This window comes from Pseudanabaena sp. lw0831 (assembly GCF_016584665.1).
Classification (GTDB): Bacteria; Cyanobacteriota; Cyanobacteriia; order Pseudanabaenales; family Pseudanabaenaceae; genus Pseudanabaena.
Genome location: NZ_BBJB01000032.1, coordinates 16,736 through 34,410 on the forward strand (window position 1 = coordinate 16,736; position 17,675 = coordinate 34,410).

16 protein-coding genes are annotated in these 17,675 nt (G+C 41.8%); 3 read left to right on the forward strand and 13 right to left on the reverse strand.

Annotation, left to right across the window (positions count from 1 at the left end; genetic code table 11):
* Positions 1 to 11: 11 nt before the first annotated feature.
* From APA_RS06290 to APA_RS06305, 4 genes are all read right to left on the reverse strand, one after another.
* Positions 12 to 896, reverse strand: coding sequence for a DUF4436 family protein (locus APA_RS06290; protein ID WP_201321455.1), 885 nt, complete (start codon positions 894 to 896; stop codon positions 12 to 14).
* A gap of 49 nt (positions 897 to 945) precedes the next feature.
* Positions 946 to 1,782, reverse strand: a complete 837-nt coding sequence (locus APA_RS06295) for a DUF3598 family protein (protein ID WP_201321456.1) — start codon at positions 1,780 to 1,782, stop codon at positions 946 to 948.
* Between the two features lie 244 nt (positions 1,783 to 2,026).
* Positions 2,027 to 2,686: a hypothetical protein gene (locus APA_RS06300; protein WP_201321457.1), complete on the reverse strand. Its 660-nt coding sequence runs from the start codon at positions 2,684 to 2,686 to the stop codon at positions 2,027 to 2,029.
* 125 nt (positions 2,687 to 2,811) lie between these two features.
* Positions 2,812 to 3,270, reverse strand: a complete 459-nt coding sequence (locus APA_RS06305; protein ID WP_201321458.1) for a DUF29 family protein — start codon at positions 3,268 to 3,270, stop codon at positions 2,812 to 2,814.
* Between the two features lie 140 nt (positions 3,271 to 3,410).
* Between APA_RS06305 and APA_RS06310 the strand changes: the two genes are divergently transcribed.
* Entirely contained in the window at positions 3,411 to 4,259 is an 849-nt protein-coding gene (locus APA_RS06310) for an Rpn family recombination-promoting nuclease/putative transposase (protein WP_201321467.1), read from the forward strand.
* 40 nt (positions 4,260 to 4,299) lie between these two features.
* Here the strand turns inward: APA_RS06310 and APA_RS06315 are convergent, their stop codons facing one another.
* The 3 genes from APA_RS06315 to APA_RS06325 all read right to left on the reverse strand — a co-directional run bounded on the left by APA_RS06315 (position 4,300) and on the right by APA_RS06325 (position 9,181).
* Positions 4,300 to 4,635, reverse strand: a complete 336-nt coding sequence (locus tag APA_RS06315) for a tetratricopeptide repeat protein (protein ID WP_201321459.1) — start codon at positions 4,633 to 4,635, stop codon at positions 4,300 to 4,302.
* A 27-nt stretch (positions 4,636 to 4,662) separates the two neighbouring features.
* On the reverse strand, positions 4,663 to 6,501 hold the full coding sequence (locus tag APA_RS06320; RefSeq protein ID WP_374101347.1) for a tetratricopeptide repeat protein: 1,839 nt from the start codon (positions 6,499 to 6,501) through the stop codon (positions 4,663 to 4,665).
* Between the two features lie 490 nt (positions 6,502 to 6,991).
* Positions 6,992 to 9,181: a PAS domain-containing protein gene (locus APA_RS06325; protein ID WP_201321460.1), complete on the reverse strand. Its 2,190-nt coding sequence runs from the start codon at positions 9,179 to 9,181 to the stop codon at positions 6,992 to 6,994.
* 438 nt (positions 9,182 to 9,619) lie between these two features.
* Between APA_RS06325 and APA_RS06330 the strand changes: the two genes are divergently transcribed.
* Positions 9,620 to 10,117, forward strand: a complete 498-nt coding sequence (locus tag APA_RS06330; protein WP_201321461.1) for a TIGR02652 family protein — start codon at positions 9,620 to 9,622, stop codon at positions 10,115 to 10,117.
* Between the two features lie 79 nt (positions 10,118 to 10,196).
* Here APA_RS06330 and APA_RS06335 read toward each other — a convergent pair whose 3' ends face one another.
* The 5 genes from APA_RS06335 to APA_RS06355 all read right to left on the reverse strand — a co-directional run bounded on the left by APA_RS06335 (position 10,197) and on the right by APA_RS06355 (position 16,772).
* Complete coding sequence (locus tag APA_RS06335; RefSeq protein WP_201321462.1) at positions 10,197 to 11,138, reverse strand: glycosyltransferase family 2 protein; 942 nt, start codon at positions 11,136 to 11,138, stop codon at positions 10,197 to 10,199.
* Between the two features lie 5 nt (positions 11,139 to 11,143).
* On the reverse strand, positions 11,144 to 12,256 hold the full coding sequence (locus APA_RS06340; protein ID WP_201321463.1) for a glycosyltransferase: 1,113 nt from the start codon (positions 12,254 to 12,256) through the stop codon (positions 11,144 to 11,146).
* A gap of 158 nt (positions 12,257 to 12,414) precedes the next feature.
* A complete protein-coding gene (locus APA_RS06345; RefSeq protein WP_201321464.1) occupies positions 12,415 to 13,554 on the reverse strand; it encodes a glycosyltransferase family 4 protein in 1,140 nt (379 codons plus the stop codon).
* A gap of 8 nt (positions 13,555 to 13,562) precedes the next feature.
* On the reverse strand, positions 13,563 to 15,020 hold the full coding sequence (locus APA_RS06350) for a hypothetical protein (RefSeq protein WP_201321465.1): 1,458 nt from the start codon (positions 15,018 to 15,020) through the stop codon (positions 13,563 to 13,565).
* A 138-nt stretch (positions 15,021 to 15,158) separates the two neighbouring features.
* On the reverse strand, positions 15,159 to 16,772 hold the full coding sequence (locus tag APA_RS06355) for a SagB/ThcOx family dehydrogenase (protein ID WP_201321469.1): 1,614 nt from the start codon (positions 16,770 to 16,772) through the stop codon (positions 15,159 to 15,161).
* Positions 16,773 to 16,967: 195 nt separating this feature from the next.
* Here APA_RS06355 and rpmF point away from each other — a divergent pair, with 195 nt between their 5' ends.
* Positions 16,968 to 17,144, forward strand: coding sequence for a 50S ribosomal protein L32 (gene rpmF / locus APA_RS06360; RefSeq protein WP_103668198.1), 177 nt, complete (start codon positions 16,968 to 16,970; stop codon positions 17,142 to 17,144).
* Between the two features lie 35 nt (positions 17,145 to 17,179).
* Here rpmF and APA_RS06365 read toward each other — a convergent pair.
* The coding region (locus APA_RS06365) for a hypothetical protein (RefSeq protein ID WP_236579425.1) at positions 17,180 to 17,675 on the reverse strand (496 nt) is incomplete at its 5' end.

The window sequence follows — 17,675 nt, forward strand, 5'->3', positions numbered from 1 at the left end:
TCAATATTTATTTAGCTAGGCTTTTTATAGCGCGTTAGCCATGTGAAGAACAGAATTGGCATTGAGACTGCAACTAGCGACTCTGCCCAGAAAAATGAGAGAAAGTCTGACAAACCGCCAAGGGGAGGAACGCTTGGCTGAAGGTTCCGTACCGCAGGCAGCGCAAACAACATACCCGCAATCAGCGTAAACATCCCAAATTCAATCGGACGTGGTTGCCAAACCACAATCATCGTCATCGTAAAGATCACCAAGCCAATCAACCACATCGCAATCATCAAGAAGATCGCAAAAGATTTAGTAATGACCGATCGCGATACAGTTACGCGCAAGCCTATATAGCTATCAGTAGACTCAAATTCGGCTTTGGGAATGTAATCAACATCAATGTTATAGCCTGAAATCGCTCCATAAAAATCAACTGACATGGGAATATCTTCTTTCTCATCTTTAGGATTAGTGAAAAAGAGGTAGAAGTCTGATTTGTGAACATCAAAAGGATAGTCGCTAACCCTACCACTAGCTATAGATAAGGAGCCTGTCACAGTATCAGGAATGCGATTTTTTTCAAGTGTAACTTCAGCTTTACCACTTTCGATACCTGTAAAGAATTTTAGGTCTTTAGTGAGGCGTGCATCTTTAGCATATGTTCCTTCAGGACTCGGTGCAAACCTAAGATTTATCTCGGATTTAATCGGATCAACTCCTAGCATAGTTACAGCAACGTTAATCCGATTTGGTTCTTTGTCGTCTCCAAAGGTATGATTAGCCGATCGCTGCGTGCCATCGTTCTGATAAAAATAGAGTGCCCCCGAAAATGCGCCAACAAAAAGCACTAGACAAAGCAGCATGATAACAATGCGCTTAATTAGAAGCTTGCGACTTGTATTTGCCATATAATTTCGCCTGAGAGAGTGATGATTTGCAAAGTAAATCTTATTCAGACTACCCCACTTTGCACTCTGTCACCAGAGTAAGGCTGGCCCATCCGCCTTGATGGTCATAGGAACGAATCATGCGCTGATGGAGATTTGGTTCGAGTAGCCATGAAATAGCTAAGCGAAATGGCTGGCGTGTTGCGATCGCAACAGGACAAGTTATCGACGCACCATCAGGTAAAAATAAGGTTTGGATCGACAAAGTATCCTGCTCAAAGTTCAGTATTTGTGAGTTATGAGGATCAATCCTAGCGATCGAGGTGATCGTCTTCGTGCCCATCGGTGTTTGCATGTGCAAAGACATAATTGCGCGATCGCCTTCTTGTTTCCATTCGGTAACTGTTGACATGAACTCTGGCTCTAGCCAATCTGATGCGATCGTAATTGCTTCACCTTCCCATTTGCCTAGCAAATCATTTAGAGTCAAAGCTGGACGTTCTGGCGTGGTGCTATGGGGTAAATGTTCGCGAATGAAAGTAACACGATCAAGTTGACTAGCTTTGTCATAGATTAGAACCACACGCAGTCGGCGATCGCCATAAATCAAGCCCAACTCTGCACCAAATTCTGTATAGGGCGCAAATTGCAATGCTCCTTGCGAAAAAGCGCCATTCTCAAAAAAAGTGGTGCTTCGATTGAGAGTACGATATTCCAAAACTAAGTCCTGTGGCTGATCGCCATAAAAACGGCGAACAACTTGACGCACAGTCTGATTATCTTTCTTAAGTTCCAGACTAGTTTCACTAGAAATATCTTCTAAAATTTCACCACTTTTGGATAATCGCGTAAATGAACCTTGCCAACAGCCAAGGTTTTGCAGCAAACATTCCCATTGCGATCGCATAATTTATATTTCTTAAAATCTAGCTTTAGCTTACATCATTGCCTTTTATCCTCAGATACCTACCTACTTCCTATAGAAATCATCGGTAACTAAAAACTCAAAATCCCTTGATAACTGCCATGTTTTGGGATATGGATGTCTAGCATTGCGGTAAAGGCGCGATCACGCTTTTGCCATCACAAAATTTAAAAGACTCTGTAATGATTCGAGATTGGATCATTGCTAATAAGCCGCCAAAATATTCTCAATCTCCTCCGAGGAACATGGACAATACAGCTAAACCCACTGCCGCCGTACCAATAGCTACAGTATTAGAAACAGTCTTTTCAGTATCTTGTTCAGCTTTTGCCTCTAGTACAAGCTGACGTTCCTCTTCACTGAGTTTTTCTAGATGTTCGTGATCTAGTTCTGATAGATTAAGTGTTTTTAATTCTTCCTTTCGCTTTTGTCTAGCTTCAGCTTTTTGTAGAATTTTAGCCTCCTCTTCTCTCTTGGCTTTCAATATCTCCAATTCAGCTCTGCGATTTTGAGAGATGGGAAAGATATACACCACTGTGCCATCTTCCATGTCCACATCTTTACTGTTAATACCGTTAGCGGCAACTTCTTTATTGAGAAACTTTTCAGCCGTTTCGATGTCAATATTGGACATTCCTGCAAAGAATTTGGCACTAAAAGGCTTTTCTTCTAAACGCGCTAGATCTAGAGCGTAATGCAGTTTCTGTATTTGCTGTTTTTCATCATCAAGGATTCCGATCAAAGCTAACCCTGTAAATGCCCCCAAACCAATGCTACCTCCAATGATCCATCGATTGCCTTGATGAACTCCTATTGTCAATAGCCCTGCGGCAATCAGACCAAAGGCGATCGCAACATTTTTGCTCCCTTGAATATCAGATGACATAATCTTATAGGTTCCTCGCTTGTCTGATGGATCTATGCAATTCAATTGTTAATTATACAGGGCAGATCAAGGCAATCAAGGGCTAAATTTGGTGGAGAGCCTGACAAAAATATATTGAGCCAAAGTTATTTCTTAAAGAAATCATCGGTAACTAAAAACTCAAAATCCTTTGATAACTGCCATGTTTTGGGATATGGATGTCTGTCAAATTCTTCATCGGTTTTGAAGTCATACTCAAGTCTGATTAGGACGATTTTCCAAGCGTTATCAAAAAGCTCATCCCAATATTCGAGAATGCTGGCATTGTCGCTCACGTCTGATTCTAATTGCTGCTGTCCCCGCAAAATATATAGCTCCCAGTCATGAAAGCGTTCGGGAATGTCTAAATACAGGCGTTTCATAGCGTAGGTCAAAATTTTGATCAGGGATTCTCTAATCCATTTTTTCTGCTCATAAATTAAGCTTTCTACTTCATCAATTAAGTTCTCAAGGTCGAGATGCTCAAAGTTTTTGTCTTTGAGTTGCTGTGTCGTAAGTTTTGCCCATGCGGTAAAATCGCGATCGTACAAAGATTTTTCTGACATAATTTTGAGCTATAAATACCAAAAATAATCATAGTTGAAGTAGGTTTGGAAAGTTTACTTTAACCACATTTTTTGTGCTATACAGGAGATGGCTCACAAGGTTTTCACAGCTAAATTGCACGAATATTTTGGGAAAAATCATGGTGGCGAAATACTTTAATCCTTATACTGATTTTGGCTTTAAGAAACTGTTCGGCGAAGAAGGCAGTAAAGATTTGCTCATCGATTTTCTCAATCAACTTTTACCGATACATCATCAAATTCAACAATTAACATTTAAAAATTCTGAAAACCTCTCCGACACCATATCGGAACGTAAAGCTATTTTTGATATTTACTGCGAAAGTAAAACTGGTGATAAGTTTATTGTGGAAATGCAAAAAGCGAAAATCAAGCATTTCAAAGATCGAGCCTTATTCTATTCCACTTTCCCAATTCGAGAACAATCGGAAAAAGGTGATTGGAATTTCTATTTATTACCAATCTATTTTATTGCCATATTAGATTTTGAGTACGATGAACATACCACGCCCAAGTTTAGGCGCGATGTATGCCTCAAAGACCAAGATGGAGATATATTCTTCGATAAATTAAATTTTAAATTTTTACAAATGCCGCTATTCAATAAACAAGAGAATGAACTGGTAACTCACTTCGATAAATGGCTGTATTTTTTAAAGAACCTAGAAAGTTTTAATCACATACCCACAATACTCAATGAACCAATCTTTCAAAAAGGATTTGAAATCGCCGAAATATCGCACTTAGATTTAGAGCAGTATGAACAATATAAAAAGAGTTTAGTCCAGTATTTAGAAGTGAAAAATGTATTTGATACAGCCTTTGAAGAAGGTGAAAAGATCGGTATCGAAAAGGGTATTGAGAAGGGTATTGAGAAAGTTGCCAAAGCATTGAAAGAGCAAAATGTAGCCATAGAAATCATTGCCGAATCAACTGGGTTATCATACGAAGTTATTAGTAGGATTTAAGCCAAGCTTTTTAAGGGGGATTGAGGGGGAGCAAAACTTTTCAAACCGACTCTAAGTCATCCTGAATTTTTGCTAGGAGTTCTTCGCAGTCTTTGACTAAAGGAATGCCAAGTTCTTGGGAGACGGAGAGGGCGGCTTGGCAATGGGTGAGGGCGAGTTGGGGTTGATTGGTTTGATGGGCGATCGCGGCAAGGGCTTTGAAACTGTCGGCGATTAACTCTTTAAAGTTAATCTCTTGGGAAATAACTAAGGATTCTTGAATTTTGGTTTCTGCTTCGCTGTAGTTTTCAAGTTTGAGCAATGCCTCACCCATATTAACGCGATGTGCAACTAAAAGTCTGAAAGCCCTGATTTCTCGTAGTGCACTAATAAGCACTTTGGATTTCAGATAGCTCAAACAACCTCAGGTCATTAGCTCAAAAATAGTTGCACATCGCGTCATATTATGTAAAGAATATGCCACTCCTAGCTGATCGCCTATTTCTTTACTGATTTCGAGAGACTGCTGTTGATAGACGATCGCTTTTTCATACTGCCCCAAGGAATTATAACAATCGCCTAAATTCCCTAGAGAAATTGCCACTCCTTGCCGATCGCCGATTTCTTCACTGATGTCCTGATATTGCTGGTAGAGGGTGATCGCTTTTTCATACTGCCCCAAGTTTTTATAACAAATGCCTAAATTTCCTAGAGAAATTGCCATCCCTTGCCGAAAGCCGATTTCTTCACTGATGTCCTGACATTGCTGGTGATATGCGATCGCTTTTTCATACTGCCCCAAGGATCTACAACAAATTCCTAAATTGCCTAGAGAACTTGCCACTCTTTGCCGATCGCCGATTTCTTCACTGATGTCGTGACATTGCTGGTAATAGGCGATCGCTTTTTCATACTGCCCCAAGGAATAATAACAATTGCCTAAATTCCCTAGAGAAATTGCCACCCCTTGCCGATCACCGATTTCTTCACTGATATCGTGATATTGCTGGTGATGGGCGATCGCTTTTTCATACTGCCCCAAGGAATCATAACAAAGTCCTAAACTGCTTAACGAGTTGCGATAACAAACTTGTTCTCGCTGACTCCCTGCGATCACCTGCTCGTATAACTGTGCTTGTTGGCGATAAAACCCTTGTAATTTCAAAAACTCCTCAACCGATTTATTTTCCCCTTCTCCTCCTCGCTCTTCATTCAAAATATCAAAAGCTAACAGCCATTCTCCCAATTCCCCTGCATGGTAAAACCCCTCTAAATACGCCGTCAAATCCGCCAACGATTCCCAAGGTGGCGCAGGTAAATGTGCCAAAAAGTAATCCAACGCAGCCTGATGCGCCGATCGCAACAACTCAGAATCCGCTTGCTGTTGCACCACCATAGAAATTAAAGGCAAAAACTGAAACCGTCGCCGTTTTCCCTTGAGCGGTTCGGGAGGAAACTCCTGCAACAACGACAAACGGGCTAAATACCGTAACTCTGCATCCGTTACCTCGGCTGTTAACCCCTGAGCTAACCCTAGCTCAAAAATCCCTCGCAATACCGATAACCGCTTTAAAATATCCCCTAACCTTGCCGATAATCGCGCCAAACTCGCCGCTACCACTTCTCTAACACAGGTTTCCGTATCACGGTGATAACCCTCCACCGTAAACAAATCTAAGCCCAAATTTTCCGCCTCCGTCACACCAACCCCTTCCCCCAACTCCTCCCGCATCCAACTCGACACTAGTTGCATCAAGAGGGGATGGCGATCCATCTGGTTCACAAAATGGGCTAATTCCTCCTGCGTTCCCGTTAATCCATAGTCCTCCGTCACTAAACGCATCGCATCGGCTTCTGCTAACCCCTTTAGCGCTAACCAATAACAACGCGATCGCAAATTGGCGCTAAACACTGGCTGTTCCCGACTGGTGAGCAGTAGCTTACTATTCCCCCCATTCCCTAACCATTGGCTCAAAAACTGACCATAAACCGACTTCCCTTCTGCTGGTATTACCGTTTCCATATTGTCCAACACCAACAAACAAGGCTCGGCGATTAACCCTTCGATGATTTGCCCAATTAACGTCTCCTCATCCCATTTTTCATCATAATCTCGTCCTAACTGCTCCAATAACCACCGCCCAAATTGCGCCAAGGAATAAGGCTGGATAAAACTCACCCACAATACCCGCCAATCAGGGGCTAACTGCTCTTTGAACTTCACCGCTAAAGCCGATTTACCATAGCCTCCTGCTGCGGTCATCCCGATTAAGCGGACTTTTTCATTGCTTAAGGCAGTTTGTAGTTCCTTGATTTCATCCTGGGGTGTCGTATTCAGGGTTGCGGCGATCACTTCTTGCCGATCGCTATTAGTGGATTGAGCATAAACCGCTTGATGAATAGTGACATGAATATCGCCGCCAGCCGTCACGTTTTTTAAGGCAGATTGCTCAATAGATGAGTTGTCTTGAGATTGCGGAGATGTCATTGTTGTTTTTTCTCTCTGCCTTAAAACTAAAACTATAGCAGCTTCATCGTCTGCAAGATCGAACGCGATCGCCACCTTCCCCCATTCAAAGGCTTTTTCATAACCCTTCCCCGCGCCGATCGCAGCATAAAAACCCCTGCGAGAACTTAATCGCCACATGATCCGCCACATGATCCCGACTTTTTCTAGACAAGCAAAGACAATTTGCAAATCTACAAAAAGTCGGCGATCTTAACCTTTTCTTTTTAACTTTTCTTATGCCTACCTAATTAGATTGTTTTAATGGAATCTCAATCGTAAATTCTGTACCTTTATTAACTTCCGAAGTAAAAGATAACTTACCACCATGATTTTCGGTAATAATTTGGTAGGCGATCGATAGCCCTAAGCCTGTACCTTTACCCACTGGTTTGGTGGTGAAAAACAGATCAAACAGGCGATTGCGTAACTCGTCAGGAATTCCGTTGCCATTGTCAGAAATTTTAATGACCAAGCGATCGCTATTTTGAGGATCTGCAAGAATCTCGGTCTGGATCAAAATTTTGGAAACTTTTCCATCTTGCCTATTCCATTGCGGTTTATCATTCACAATCTGCCAAGTTCCCTTTGCTTGAGCATCTTCTTCAAGAGCATCGATCGCATTAGTCAGTAGATTCATAAATACTTGATTTAGCTGCCCCGCATAGCATTCAACGTCAGGAAACTGCGCATAATTTTTTTCAATCTTAATCTCAGGACGATGAGGAGTCGCCTTCAGACGACTTTGCAAAATCATCAAAGTGCTATCAATTCCCTCATGGATATCAACAGATTTACATCCTTCTTCATCACTGCGAGAAAATTTATTTAGTGATTGCACAATCTTTTGAATTCGTTCTGCACCAATCCGAATTGAACCGATCAACTTCACAAAGTCATCAGCCATAAAATCAATATCAATCTCTTCTAGCTTTACCTGTACCGCCTCGACAGGCTCTGGATAATGAGCACGATAAATTTCGACAAGACTTAATAACTCAGATGTATAGGTATCTGCATAGGAGAGATTCCCATAAATGAAATTCACAGGATTGTTGATTTCATGGGCTATTCCTGCCACTAGCTGACCCAGACCAGACATTTTTTCGGCTTGAATCAATTGCGATTGTGTACTTTTTAACTCTTGCAAGGCATGTTCTAGCTTTTCGGCTTGCAGTCGATATTTTTCTTCGGAAGCACGGACTAGAGCCTCGGCAGCCAGACGTTCAGTAATGTCGCGCAAACTCCAAACTCGCCCTGCGCAACTATCCAAAACGTTTTGTGGTTGCGAATAGCATTCTAGGGTTCTACCATCATCTAACTCGACAATCTCAAAGCTATTCTGGTCACTTTCTAGTCCTTTGCCAAATTGATGCAAATATTGAGATGAGCTAATCCGCTTAGACACATACTTAAGGATATATGAGTCGTCATTAGATCTAAAAATGCGATCGGGAATCTGCCAAAGATCGACAAATTTTTGATTGCAAATAATAATATTGCCGTTCGCATCTAGCACCAAAATACCATCAGCCGTTGCCTCAAGAGTCGCACCGAGCGCCGCAAAGCTTTTGTTGATTTCTGCTTCAGCAGCTTTGCGATCGCGGATATTTGTACAAATATAAATTATGCCAATCACCTCACCAGATGGGCTTTTGACAGGATTTACCTTTAAGGAAATAGGAATATGCTGACGATCGCGATCGCACATTTCTATTTCACTTGTCCAAGTGCCGCCATGCATCACAGCTGTATGAATTACTTGAGCAGTTTGCTCATCAGTAAATAAAGGTCGTAAATTTGTCGATTTCTGTAAAGCCGACAAATTATAGGCAAATAGATCGCTAAAGGCAAGATTGATATAAATTGGTTGCCCTACCTTATCAGTAATGCAAATCGCATCATTGGCACTTTCTAGCGCTGTGCCAATTTTAGTAAAAGCATCTTCAAGATACTGCCGTTCAGCAATTTCTTCGGCTAATTGATACTTTAGCAATGCAGTTTGAGGCTCAGCTAAAGCATGGCTAGCGACAATAATCCCACCTGCCGAGCCATCATCGTTATACCAAGGCTGGACATCCCATTGAAAATTACTAGCCGATTCTCCGCGAATTGCAATCTCAATTTCCGCCGTGTAATGCATCTGTCCACCACTTAAGCATCGCTCTAATCCATGTCTATGGGCGATCGCTTTTGGTAGTGATTCATAGAGACTTGTGCCAATCAGCTTAAGGCGAGGAATACCCAGCATTTTGACCCAAGGCTGACTAACTAATATGTAATGTAGATTGCGATCAAACATCGCGATCGGGACTGGACAAAATTCAACGAACCACCGAAGATACTTCTCTGCGTGGTTTGCGCGGTTTAAAACTGATCTCCACTGGGCTTTTGGGTTGGCTTTTGCCATCCGAACCTGACTTGTTTTTGAATACATTAATACTTGACCTTAAAATTGTAGCGGGTCGCATATTTTTAGAGTGTGTTATCTGAACCATAAGCAGTAATTTTCGATCCAAAATATCAGCCATTCTCATTTTAAAAATTGGGTTTAATGAAATCCCGCTGTTGGCGGACTTTCATCAAACCCAATTTTGAAGGTTTCTGTGCCGTAGGTGCAGAAACCTTCAAAATTGGGTTTATATAATGAGAATTTTTACCAAAAGATAGAATGCGTGGATTAGCAGCGCATTCTATCTTTTAGATTTCAGTAAAGCTACATGGGCATCGCCATCTGACTCTAGACCAAAAGACGAGGGGCGGAGCAAAGCGCCGCCTCTCATCTTTTGGATTTTATGACATGATCCAATTGGCAACGACAATAGTATGAGCATGTTAAGATCGACCATAAGAATCTGCTATATTTTTATAAGTCATGAGGACAGTCACCTCGGTGCAGCAATATCCGATTTTTGGTTCTGAAATTAAATGTCCTCATTGTCGTCAAATTATTTCGGCTCTAATTTTGACTGACACATATCTTTGTCCCAGACATGGAGCCTTTGAAGTTCAGCCAAATTGCAAAGATTTAGTGCATCTCCAATCCGATCGCCAATGGCGACTATGGGACGATGAATGGTATCGACAACATACCCATCCTGATGGTATTCGTTTTGAAATTCATGAAAGTATAGATCGTCTTTATACCCAAGGTTATCGAGCAATCAAGGTGACTATTGCACATCGCTACATTGGGCTAGTTGATCCTTATCTGGAAAATACGTCCATAGTTTCTAACGCCCAAAGTTTGTACGGCTTAACCGTAGAATTTAGCCCCCCAGAAGAACAAGAGCCACGCTGGGGGATTATTAACTTTGAACTAGAAAAGGAATTAGGAGTACCCAAAGGGTATCCATATTTTCGTTCTTTCTAGGATTAGAGCGCAAAGCTCTCATACAAACCCGAACCAGTAAATTTTTTCAAAGTGCTGCTTCGCAACACTTTGAAAAAATTTACTGGGGTTTGTTTGAGAGCTTTGCACTGTAAGTTTGCCAGCCTTGCCAGCGCCCACGCCAACAAGCCCATAACTTTTGTCGCGCCAAATCCTCATCTTTTGGCAAAAATCTCAGCCACTGTAATAGACCAAAAGCGTCTGATGTCCCGATCGCGATCGCCCAAATCACAAACACCAATCTCCGTAAAGGCGAAAAATAGCCCAATATCGCCACCGTCTCATTATGCACTTCATTGATCGAAGCTTGAATATTAAAAGAATTGCGCTGATCCTCATCAAAACGCTGAGCAGGAAAGTGATCCACCGCAATTTGCGGATCGTAAATTAATTTCCATCCCTGTTTCTTTAAAGCCAAAGAGAAGCCCACCTCAAAATGTACCTGTGCGCCCGATCCCCGCATTCTTTGATCGAAGCGTAAATCAGCGATCGCCTTACGCCGAAAACTCATATTTACGCCCTTGAGCATATCCACTTCGCGACCTTCGCCGATGCCAATATGATGATTGCCTGTCATGCGTCCAAACCACTGCAATTTGCCAACCACAGGCTGACAAGCCTCTTCTAATTTCGTACCGAGATACACCCAATCACGCCCACCAACTCCACCAACTTTCTCATCTGCCAAATAGTAGGCTTCTATTCTCTTCAACCAGTCAGGATGCGGCGCAGCATCATCATCGGTAAAGGCAACAATGTCACCTGTGGCTGACTCAAGACCAATATTCATCGCGGCAATTACTCCCACAGCGGTTACTGTTGCAGTATGCAAAGGCAAAATTCCACGATCAAAAGTTTCTAAAAACTGCCAAGTTTCACGATCAGTATCACGAACAATCACCCAAAGTTCATCCATAAGGTGAATTTGCTGTTTGAGCGCTGTCAAGCAACGAGTTAAGTCTAACGGACGCTGATAAGTCGGGACAATCACAGAGATCTTCATTGTTTTTAGTTTCCTTTAATCTCCAATAGCTCATGCACAAAATTAGCAAATCGATCACTGATCGCATCATAGTCAAAATATGTCTTAGCAATCTCAGGAGCAATTTTTGCCTTGCTCTCAATATCTTGCCATTGTAAATTGTCTAGCCATCGCGCACAACGGACATGAAACTCCTTACTTGCAGGATGATACGCAGGCAAAGCCCAGCCTGCGGCAGATGCATAATCATAAAACCCAGGAATAGGACTCATGGCAACAGGTACACCACAAGCTAAATATTCAGGAAGTTTTGTGGTCAACCGAAAGCTTCCTAATTCATCAAGGGTTTGCGTCACAAAACCAACATTCATGACATTCATCGCCTCCACAACTTCTATTGGAAGCAATCTTCCTGTAAATATGACCCGCGATCGCAAAGATTCGGGAACCAAAGACTGAAGACGCTCTTTAGCACTTCCATCTCCAACAATTAAAACTGTAATATCAGAACGTTGTACTAATTTCAAAGCCTCAATCAATTCGTATCCATAGCTGTATGATTGGCGATTATTCCACAGCAAACTACCTACTACACCACAAACTAAATGATTCTCAGGAATACCATACTTTTGTCGGAAGCTAAGGCGTTCAGCAATAGATTTGGGCTGAAATAGATTGAAATCTGCTCCCCCTTCGATGGTAAGTGCTCGCTTTGCGCCTAGCTTGATTGCGGCTCCTGTCAGATAGGGAGTCCAGCCTAAAAAAGCCGTACAATTCTTATAAAGCGATCGCTCATATATTTCCATCATATTACCGATCACCAATCCTTTCGTTACTCGAAAGAAGCCCCCTATCGGATCGCCAGTAGATATGACATAAGGCTGTTGCCAAGATTTTGCCGCCCTGATTAGATTTATGCCGCCAGCAATACCTGAACCTTCTTGGTAGATCAAATCCCATTTAGATGAAGAAACTATCTGCCAAATTTCTCGACTAGCAGCAATTTTACCGACCTTCAAATTTAAATCATGATAGGTAACCTCGGCTTGCAATTTCGAGCCAAGACTTCGCGATCGCCTCGAATCAAGGCTACCCTCTCCACCAGTATTCAGACACAAAACTTTGGGGACTTTTGACATTGGCTTTGCTCTTACTATTTGCTCTCTAGGATTCTGCGATTTAATACAGAACCAATTTTTGTAACTTGGCAAAACCATGCTAAAAAAATTGGTTTTGCACTCTATTTTTCATAACAAAGTGTTGATGGACTTTTAGATGATATCAAGGCATATCTATCTTAAACCTTGGGGTTAGCAAATCTTTCAAATAGATCGAGATAAGTTTTAGCCTTACTTATCCAACTATGCTGTTCGGCGATCGCCCTCGCTGCCTTGCCCATTTGCATCCTGAGATCAAAATTAGTAGTTAAAGTAATCAGCGCATTTGTCAAGGCTAAAACATCTTCCGAATCAGGTAAAACTATCCCACATTCTGGAGTGATGATAGCTGCAACACCTGAAACCGCTGTAGTAATTACAGGCAGACCAGATGCCATAGCTTCGCTCACCACCATTCCAAACGGCTCATAGCGCGATGGAAACACAAAAAAATCAACAGCCTGCATGATTTTGGCAATATCAGAGCGGTAACCTAAAAAATGCACCCGTTCTGCTAAGCCCATCTGCTTAGCTAATTGTGGATAAGAACTTTTTTCAATACTTCCCACTACAGCTAAATGTAAGCTAGGAACATTCACTAAAGCCTTCAGTACCGTGTCTAAATTTTTGCGATTTGTTCTAAATTCACCGACAAACAGTGCTAGATCGACTTTTTCGGGTAGTCCAAATCGTTGACGGTTTTGATAAGCAGGAGAAGTCGGGAAAAACTCATCAACATCGACCCCATTGGCAATAACCTGAATTTTAGCTTCGTCAATTCCAATGCCTATTAGTTCATTTTTAATTGTTTCTGATACTGCAATTAGCATCTTTGTTTTTTGAAAAGCAAATTTCTCCCAATAGGCATTGAGGGCGGTGTACATCCACTGATAAACACCATATAAATTTCTATTCATCCGTAACGTATGAAATGGAGAGTTTAGCCAAGCACTATGCACAAAATGTACAACATTAATATCTGTCGCTCTCGAAGTTACAGCTCCACAGGAGATGATTAAATCATATTCATGTTCATTTTTTTGGAGCCAGCGATCGCTATTACGAGTAAACTTAAAACCACGCATTAACTCAGTTGGGATCTTTTCTACAGCAAAATAAACACAGCTAACTAGTTTGTTTTGGGCGATCTCAGTAGCCACATGTCTAACTACTAGGGTGATTTGATGATTTCTGGCGATCGCTTGATTCACGATTTCATAATTAACTCTTGCTTGACCATCACCTTTTTTTACATTAGAAGTAATAATACATATTTTCATAGGAAGAACTAACTAATCGGTAGCTTATCCCTAGACTTTAGCATCAAAAATTGGTGTAAATGATAATCTCGATAATAATGTATTCCCGCTAAACCTAGTCCCAAAAATCCCCACATCAGCATTCCATGCGCCCCTTTAATGGTTATGCTAGACAGCAAAAATATAAAAGATTTAATCAATATGCCCCGAATAACAGGAATCATTAAATCATCATTCTTGTTAGGTTCCATTAACACTAAAAGAGTGCCAAAAATGAGGCTTCCCACGTAGGGTATCCCCCCTATCCATCCTAAGTTAACGATTACAATAAGTGCGCTATCTCCCTCAAGAGCGCCAAGACCATCACCCAGAAAATTAGTTGTAATATTTTCTAAGATAGCTGCATATGTACCCTGACGAGCTTGACCACTGCCATCATTTTGTAAGTTAGTTAGTGTTTCTAACCGACTAAAAATTACAGTTGAGAATGGTTCCATATTGATTAATGGAATCAAAATTATTGCCATAATCACCACAGCAGCTAGCAACCTAAACTTTTGCTTTGGAGTTAGAGAAGTCAATAAAGATAGCATTGCTAATATCCATCCAATCCAAGCAACTCGTACTAGGGTCAGCAATAGGCTAAATGCGGTAAAACCTGCCGCAGGTATCACTAACGCACCTCGGCTACTGAGCAATATTAATAGACATGTTACTATGTAGTCTGCAAAGGGACCTTGAGAGTTCATCGTACTCCAAATCCTCATCCCAAAAGGAACTGGGCTACCACCACTACTAGTCATTCCCGAACCAATCATCCATAGCCGATCCCATTCAGGAGCAATCATAAACTGATAGACTCCATATACTCCCATAACTAGTCCTCCCCACAGGAAAACTCGCTTTATATTCTCGGCGTACATGGGATATCGTTGCCAATTGATTGCCAGATGATAACCAAACAGTAAAGGAGCAATCCATTCCAATAGAGAAATGGTTGACGGTAAGAAGCCACGGTAAACCATGCCAATGAAATAGCTGTAAAGAACAGCACTGATAGCCAAAATAAAGATCGAAGAATATTTATCTCGGGTTTTAAATAGCTTGAGATGGATTGTATGGGCGCAAATTATACATGCTATAAATGGAGCTAGCATAATATAGCTGCTTTTTGGATCAGTAAATGCACCTATCCTCCAGTCGCTAATTCGACGTATAAATGGAGTGATAAAAAATAGCCACCACACAAATCCGTTATAAAGGATAGGATAACGAAAGTACAGTAGCCAACCAACGATCAATGCTCCCAAAGGAAACAAAAAATTAAGGATTCTTGAGCCAAATCCTCCAAGGGCAATCATTAAAACCGTTAAAAGACAAAAAGCTAAGATGCTTATCCATGCACCTGCTGGCTGGAATAGTTGATTGAATATTTTTGTCTGAGGCTGAAATGTTTTGGCTTCGGATTGCTTCACAAGTCTATTCACTTTCGTTGAGTTAACTTTTTGTTGCTTGGGCTAAGTATAGCTCAGTAGTCAATTGAGGATTAAAAGCCCAAAACCGTAAAAGCATTGGCTTAGAAGCATCGTGAGCCAATGCTTTTGCGGTTTTGGGCTTATATTCAACTAACGGGGTCGTCCTAAAGTAGTTATATATAGAACCGCTTCATCACTGGGAATACCGAGAACCTCATTGACTAGATCGTCAAAGAAACCTGCAATGCCACTTACGCCAACACCTAAGCCGATCGCAGCAAGATTCAAGCGTTGCCCTAAATGTCCCGCATCCATATGTAAATAACGATAAGCGCGATCGCCATATTTGACTACAGCTTTTTGAAGATCGGCGGTGTGGAAAATGACGGCTCCTGCATCGCGTCCAAGGTCTTGACCAAGGCAGAGATAATGTAATTCATCACGGAAGTTTTTAAAGCGGATTTGGCGTAGCTCCTGTGATTTGGGAGCATAGTAATAGCATCCTTCCTCCAAGCCAGCTACACCTGTTACTGCTACAAAAGTTTCAATGAGACTGAGATCGAAATAGTCAGGATTACCATCAATACCCTGATCGGTATAGTGTTGCGGCTGATAGGTAAAGTCAAGAATTGCTTTGAGTTCGGCAAGTTCTAACTTTGCGCCGCTATATTCACGGGTCGATCGCCGTTGCAAGATTGTATTCTCTAGCATTTCCAGATCATCGCCCCAGTGAATGCTTTCTGTTGTCGTACTGACTTTTGTACAGAATGGAAAGTTGTATTTATCGAGATCTTGCTCTGGAGATGGTTCGACATTATCTGGATTTTTGTCATCCAACTGTTCCCATAGCTTCTGCATATTTGGCTGTTCAGAAATTTGAGTGGATTGGTGTAGATATTCTAAAAGCTGACCATCGGGGAGTTTGGGATAACTGATGACAGTTGCTGATGGCAGGGCTGTCATAATTCCTCTAGAAATATTGAGAGATCGCTGCATTGGTTCTCTCGATTCCTGACCTCGCCCAATGCGCTCTTCATCTTGCAGGTCGAGGATTGGCACGATCGCGATCGCCCCTTCAACCTCTTTATCCAAGAACAACAGTTCATTTACGGCTGCATCGGCAAAGCCGCCAATTAATGATGATTGATAATCCTCAATCGAGCTAGCAAGTTCAATATTTCCCAGCAAATGTCCCGTATCCAGAAAAATTCGGCGATAAGCCCGATCTTGATAGCGCCATGCTGATCGGTGAAATACTGCGGTAATAGCGATCGCCATGCGGGTATTTTGTAAGGCAGGATGACCAAAACAAGCCTGTTGCAAACCAGCCCAAACATTATTGTCTTGCCAAAAATGGATCAAGCTATGGGTGCGGACTTGATAGTTATAGATCCCTGCAGACAAAAGCGGTGTCCCTGCTGAAATCAGATACAACTCTGCTGGATATAACCCACCAGCAGAAGGAGCCGATCTCAAGTAAAAAGCCTCACCTGTTACTGTCGGCACGCGGGCTGTCAATCCATAGCTGCAAAATAGCAACCGCGATAGCCGCCGCCAACGACTCACTAGTAACCCATCGCGATCGGACTGAATTTCTTCAGTGAGATAAGGCTTTAGATCATAAACAGTGCCGATTTTATAATCCTTGTAGGGCGATGGCTGGGTACTCCAATCTAGCCCCTGACTCTTGCTAGCAAGGGTGGCAGGCGCATACTTAGTCCGTTCATGATAATGTTCGGCGAAGGAAAATCTGGCTTCGGGCATGTTTTTGCAGCGTGGCATAAATAGGCGGCTAGCTTAATCTTAAACCCATAAAGTAAGGGCAATTCATGAATTGCCTTTACTTTATGGGTTTAGCAGAAAATTATGATCGCAACATCCATTATTTCGCTTATGATAGGAAGGTTGTCAAAAATTTTCTAACTAGAAAATAATCACATTTAATATAGGGATCACGTCATGGCAGTACCCAAGAAGAAAACTTCTAAATCTAAGCGAGATAGCCGCAAAGCAGTATGGAAGCGGAAAGCCGCAGTTCATGCTCAAAAAGCTATTTCTTTAGGTAAGTCCATCCTCTCAGGCAAAAATGATGGTTTTGTCTATCCAATGGCTGAAGAGGCTGAAACAGAAGAGTAATCTTAAAAAAGCGAGCTAAGCTCGCTTTTTTTGATTTAGCTCCATTGCGTAGCTAGTCGCCATACTTGATAGCCAATTCCTAGCCCAATTAAACAAGGGATTGTCAATATACTGATCGCAATCCATAATTTGCGTTGTTTAATCAAGGCATCCCCAACAAAGGCGATCGCGGTTAACCCCACCCATGAAATAATTGCAAAAACTATAAGATAAAACTTCAATCGTGCTAAGAAAACTAAACCACCTATAACCAAAAAACCACTGATCAAATAACTCCACTTCATCAGAGCATAGTCGGCAAAAGCGGAAATAACTGGCAATAATCCGATGATCACAAAGCCAGCGATCGCTAAATCTCGGCGGGCTGGGATGGTCAACAATACCGAGAGAAAATAGCCCATAAAGCTATAGCTGATCAATATGATTGCTAGCCATAACCATAGAAAATGGATTTTTTTGAAGGATAACTTTGGTTTTGGCAACTTAAATCTGGGCAATCTAAGTCTGAGCAAGCCAAATTTGGCTTGCTCA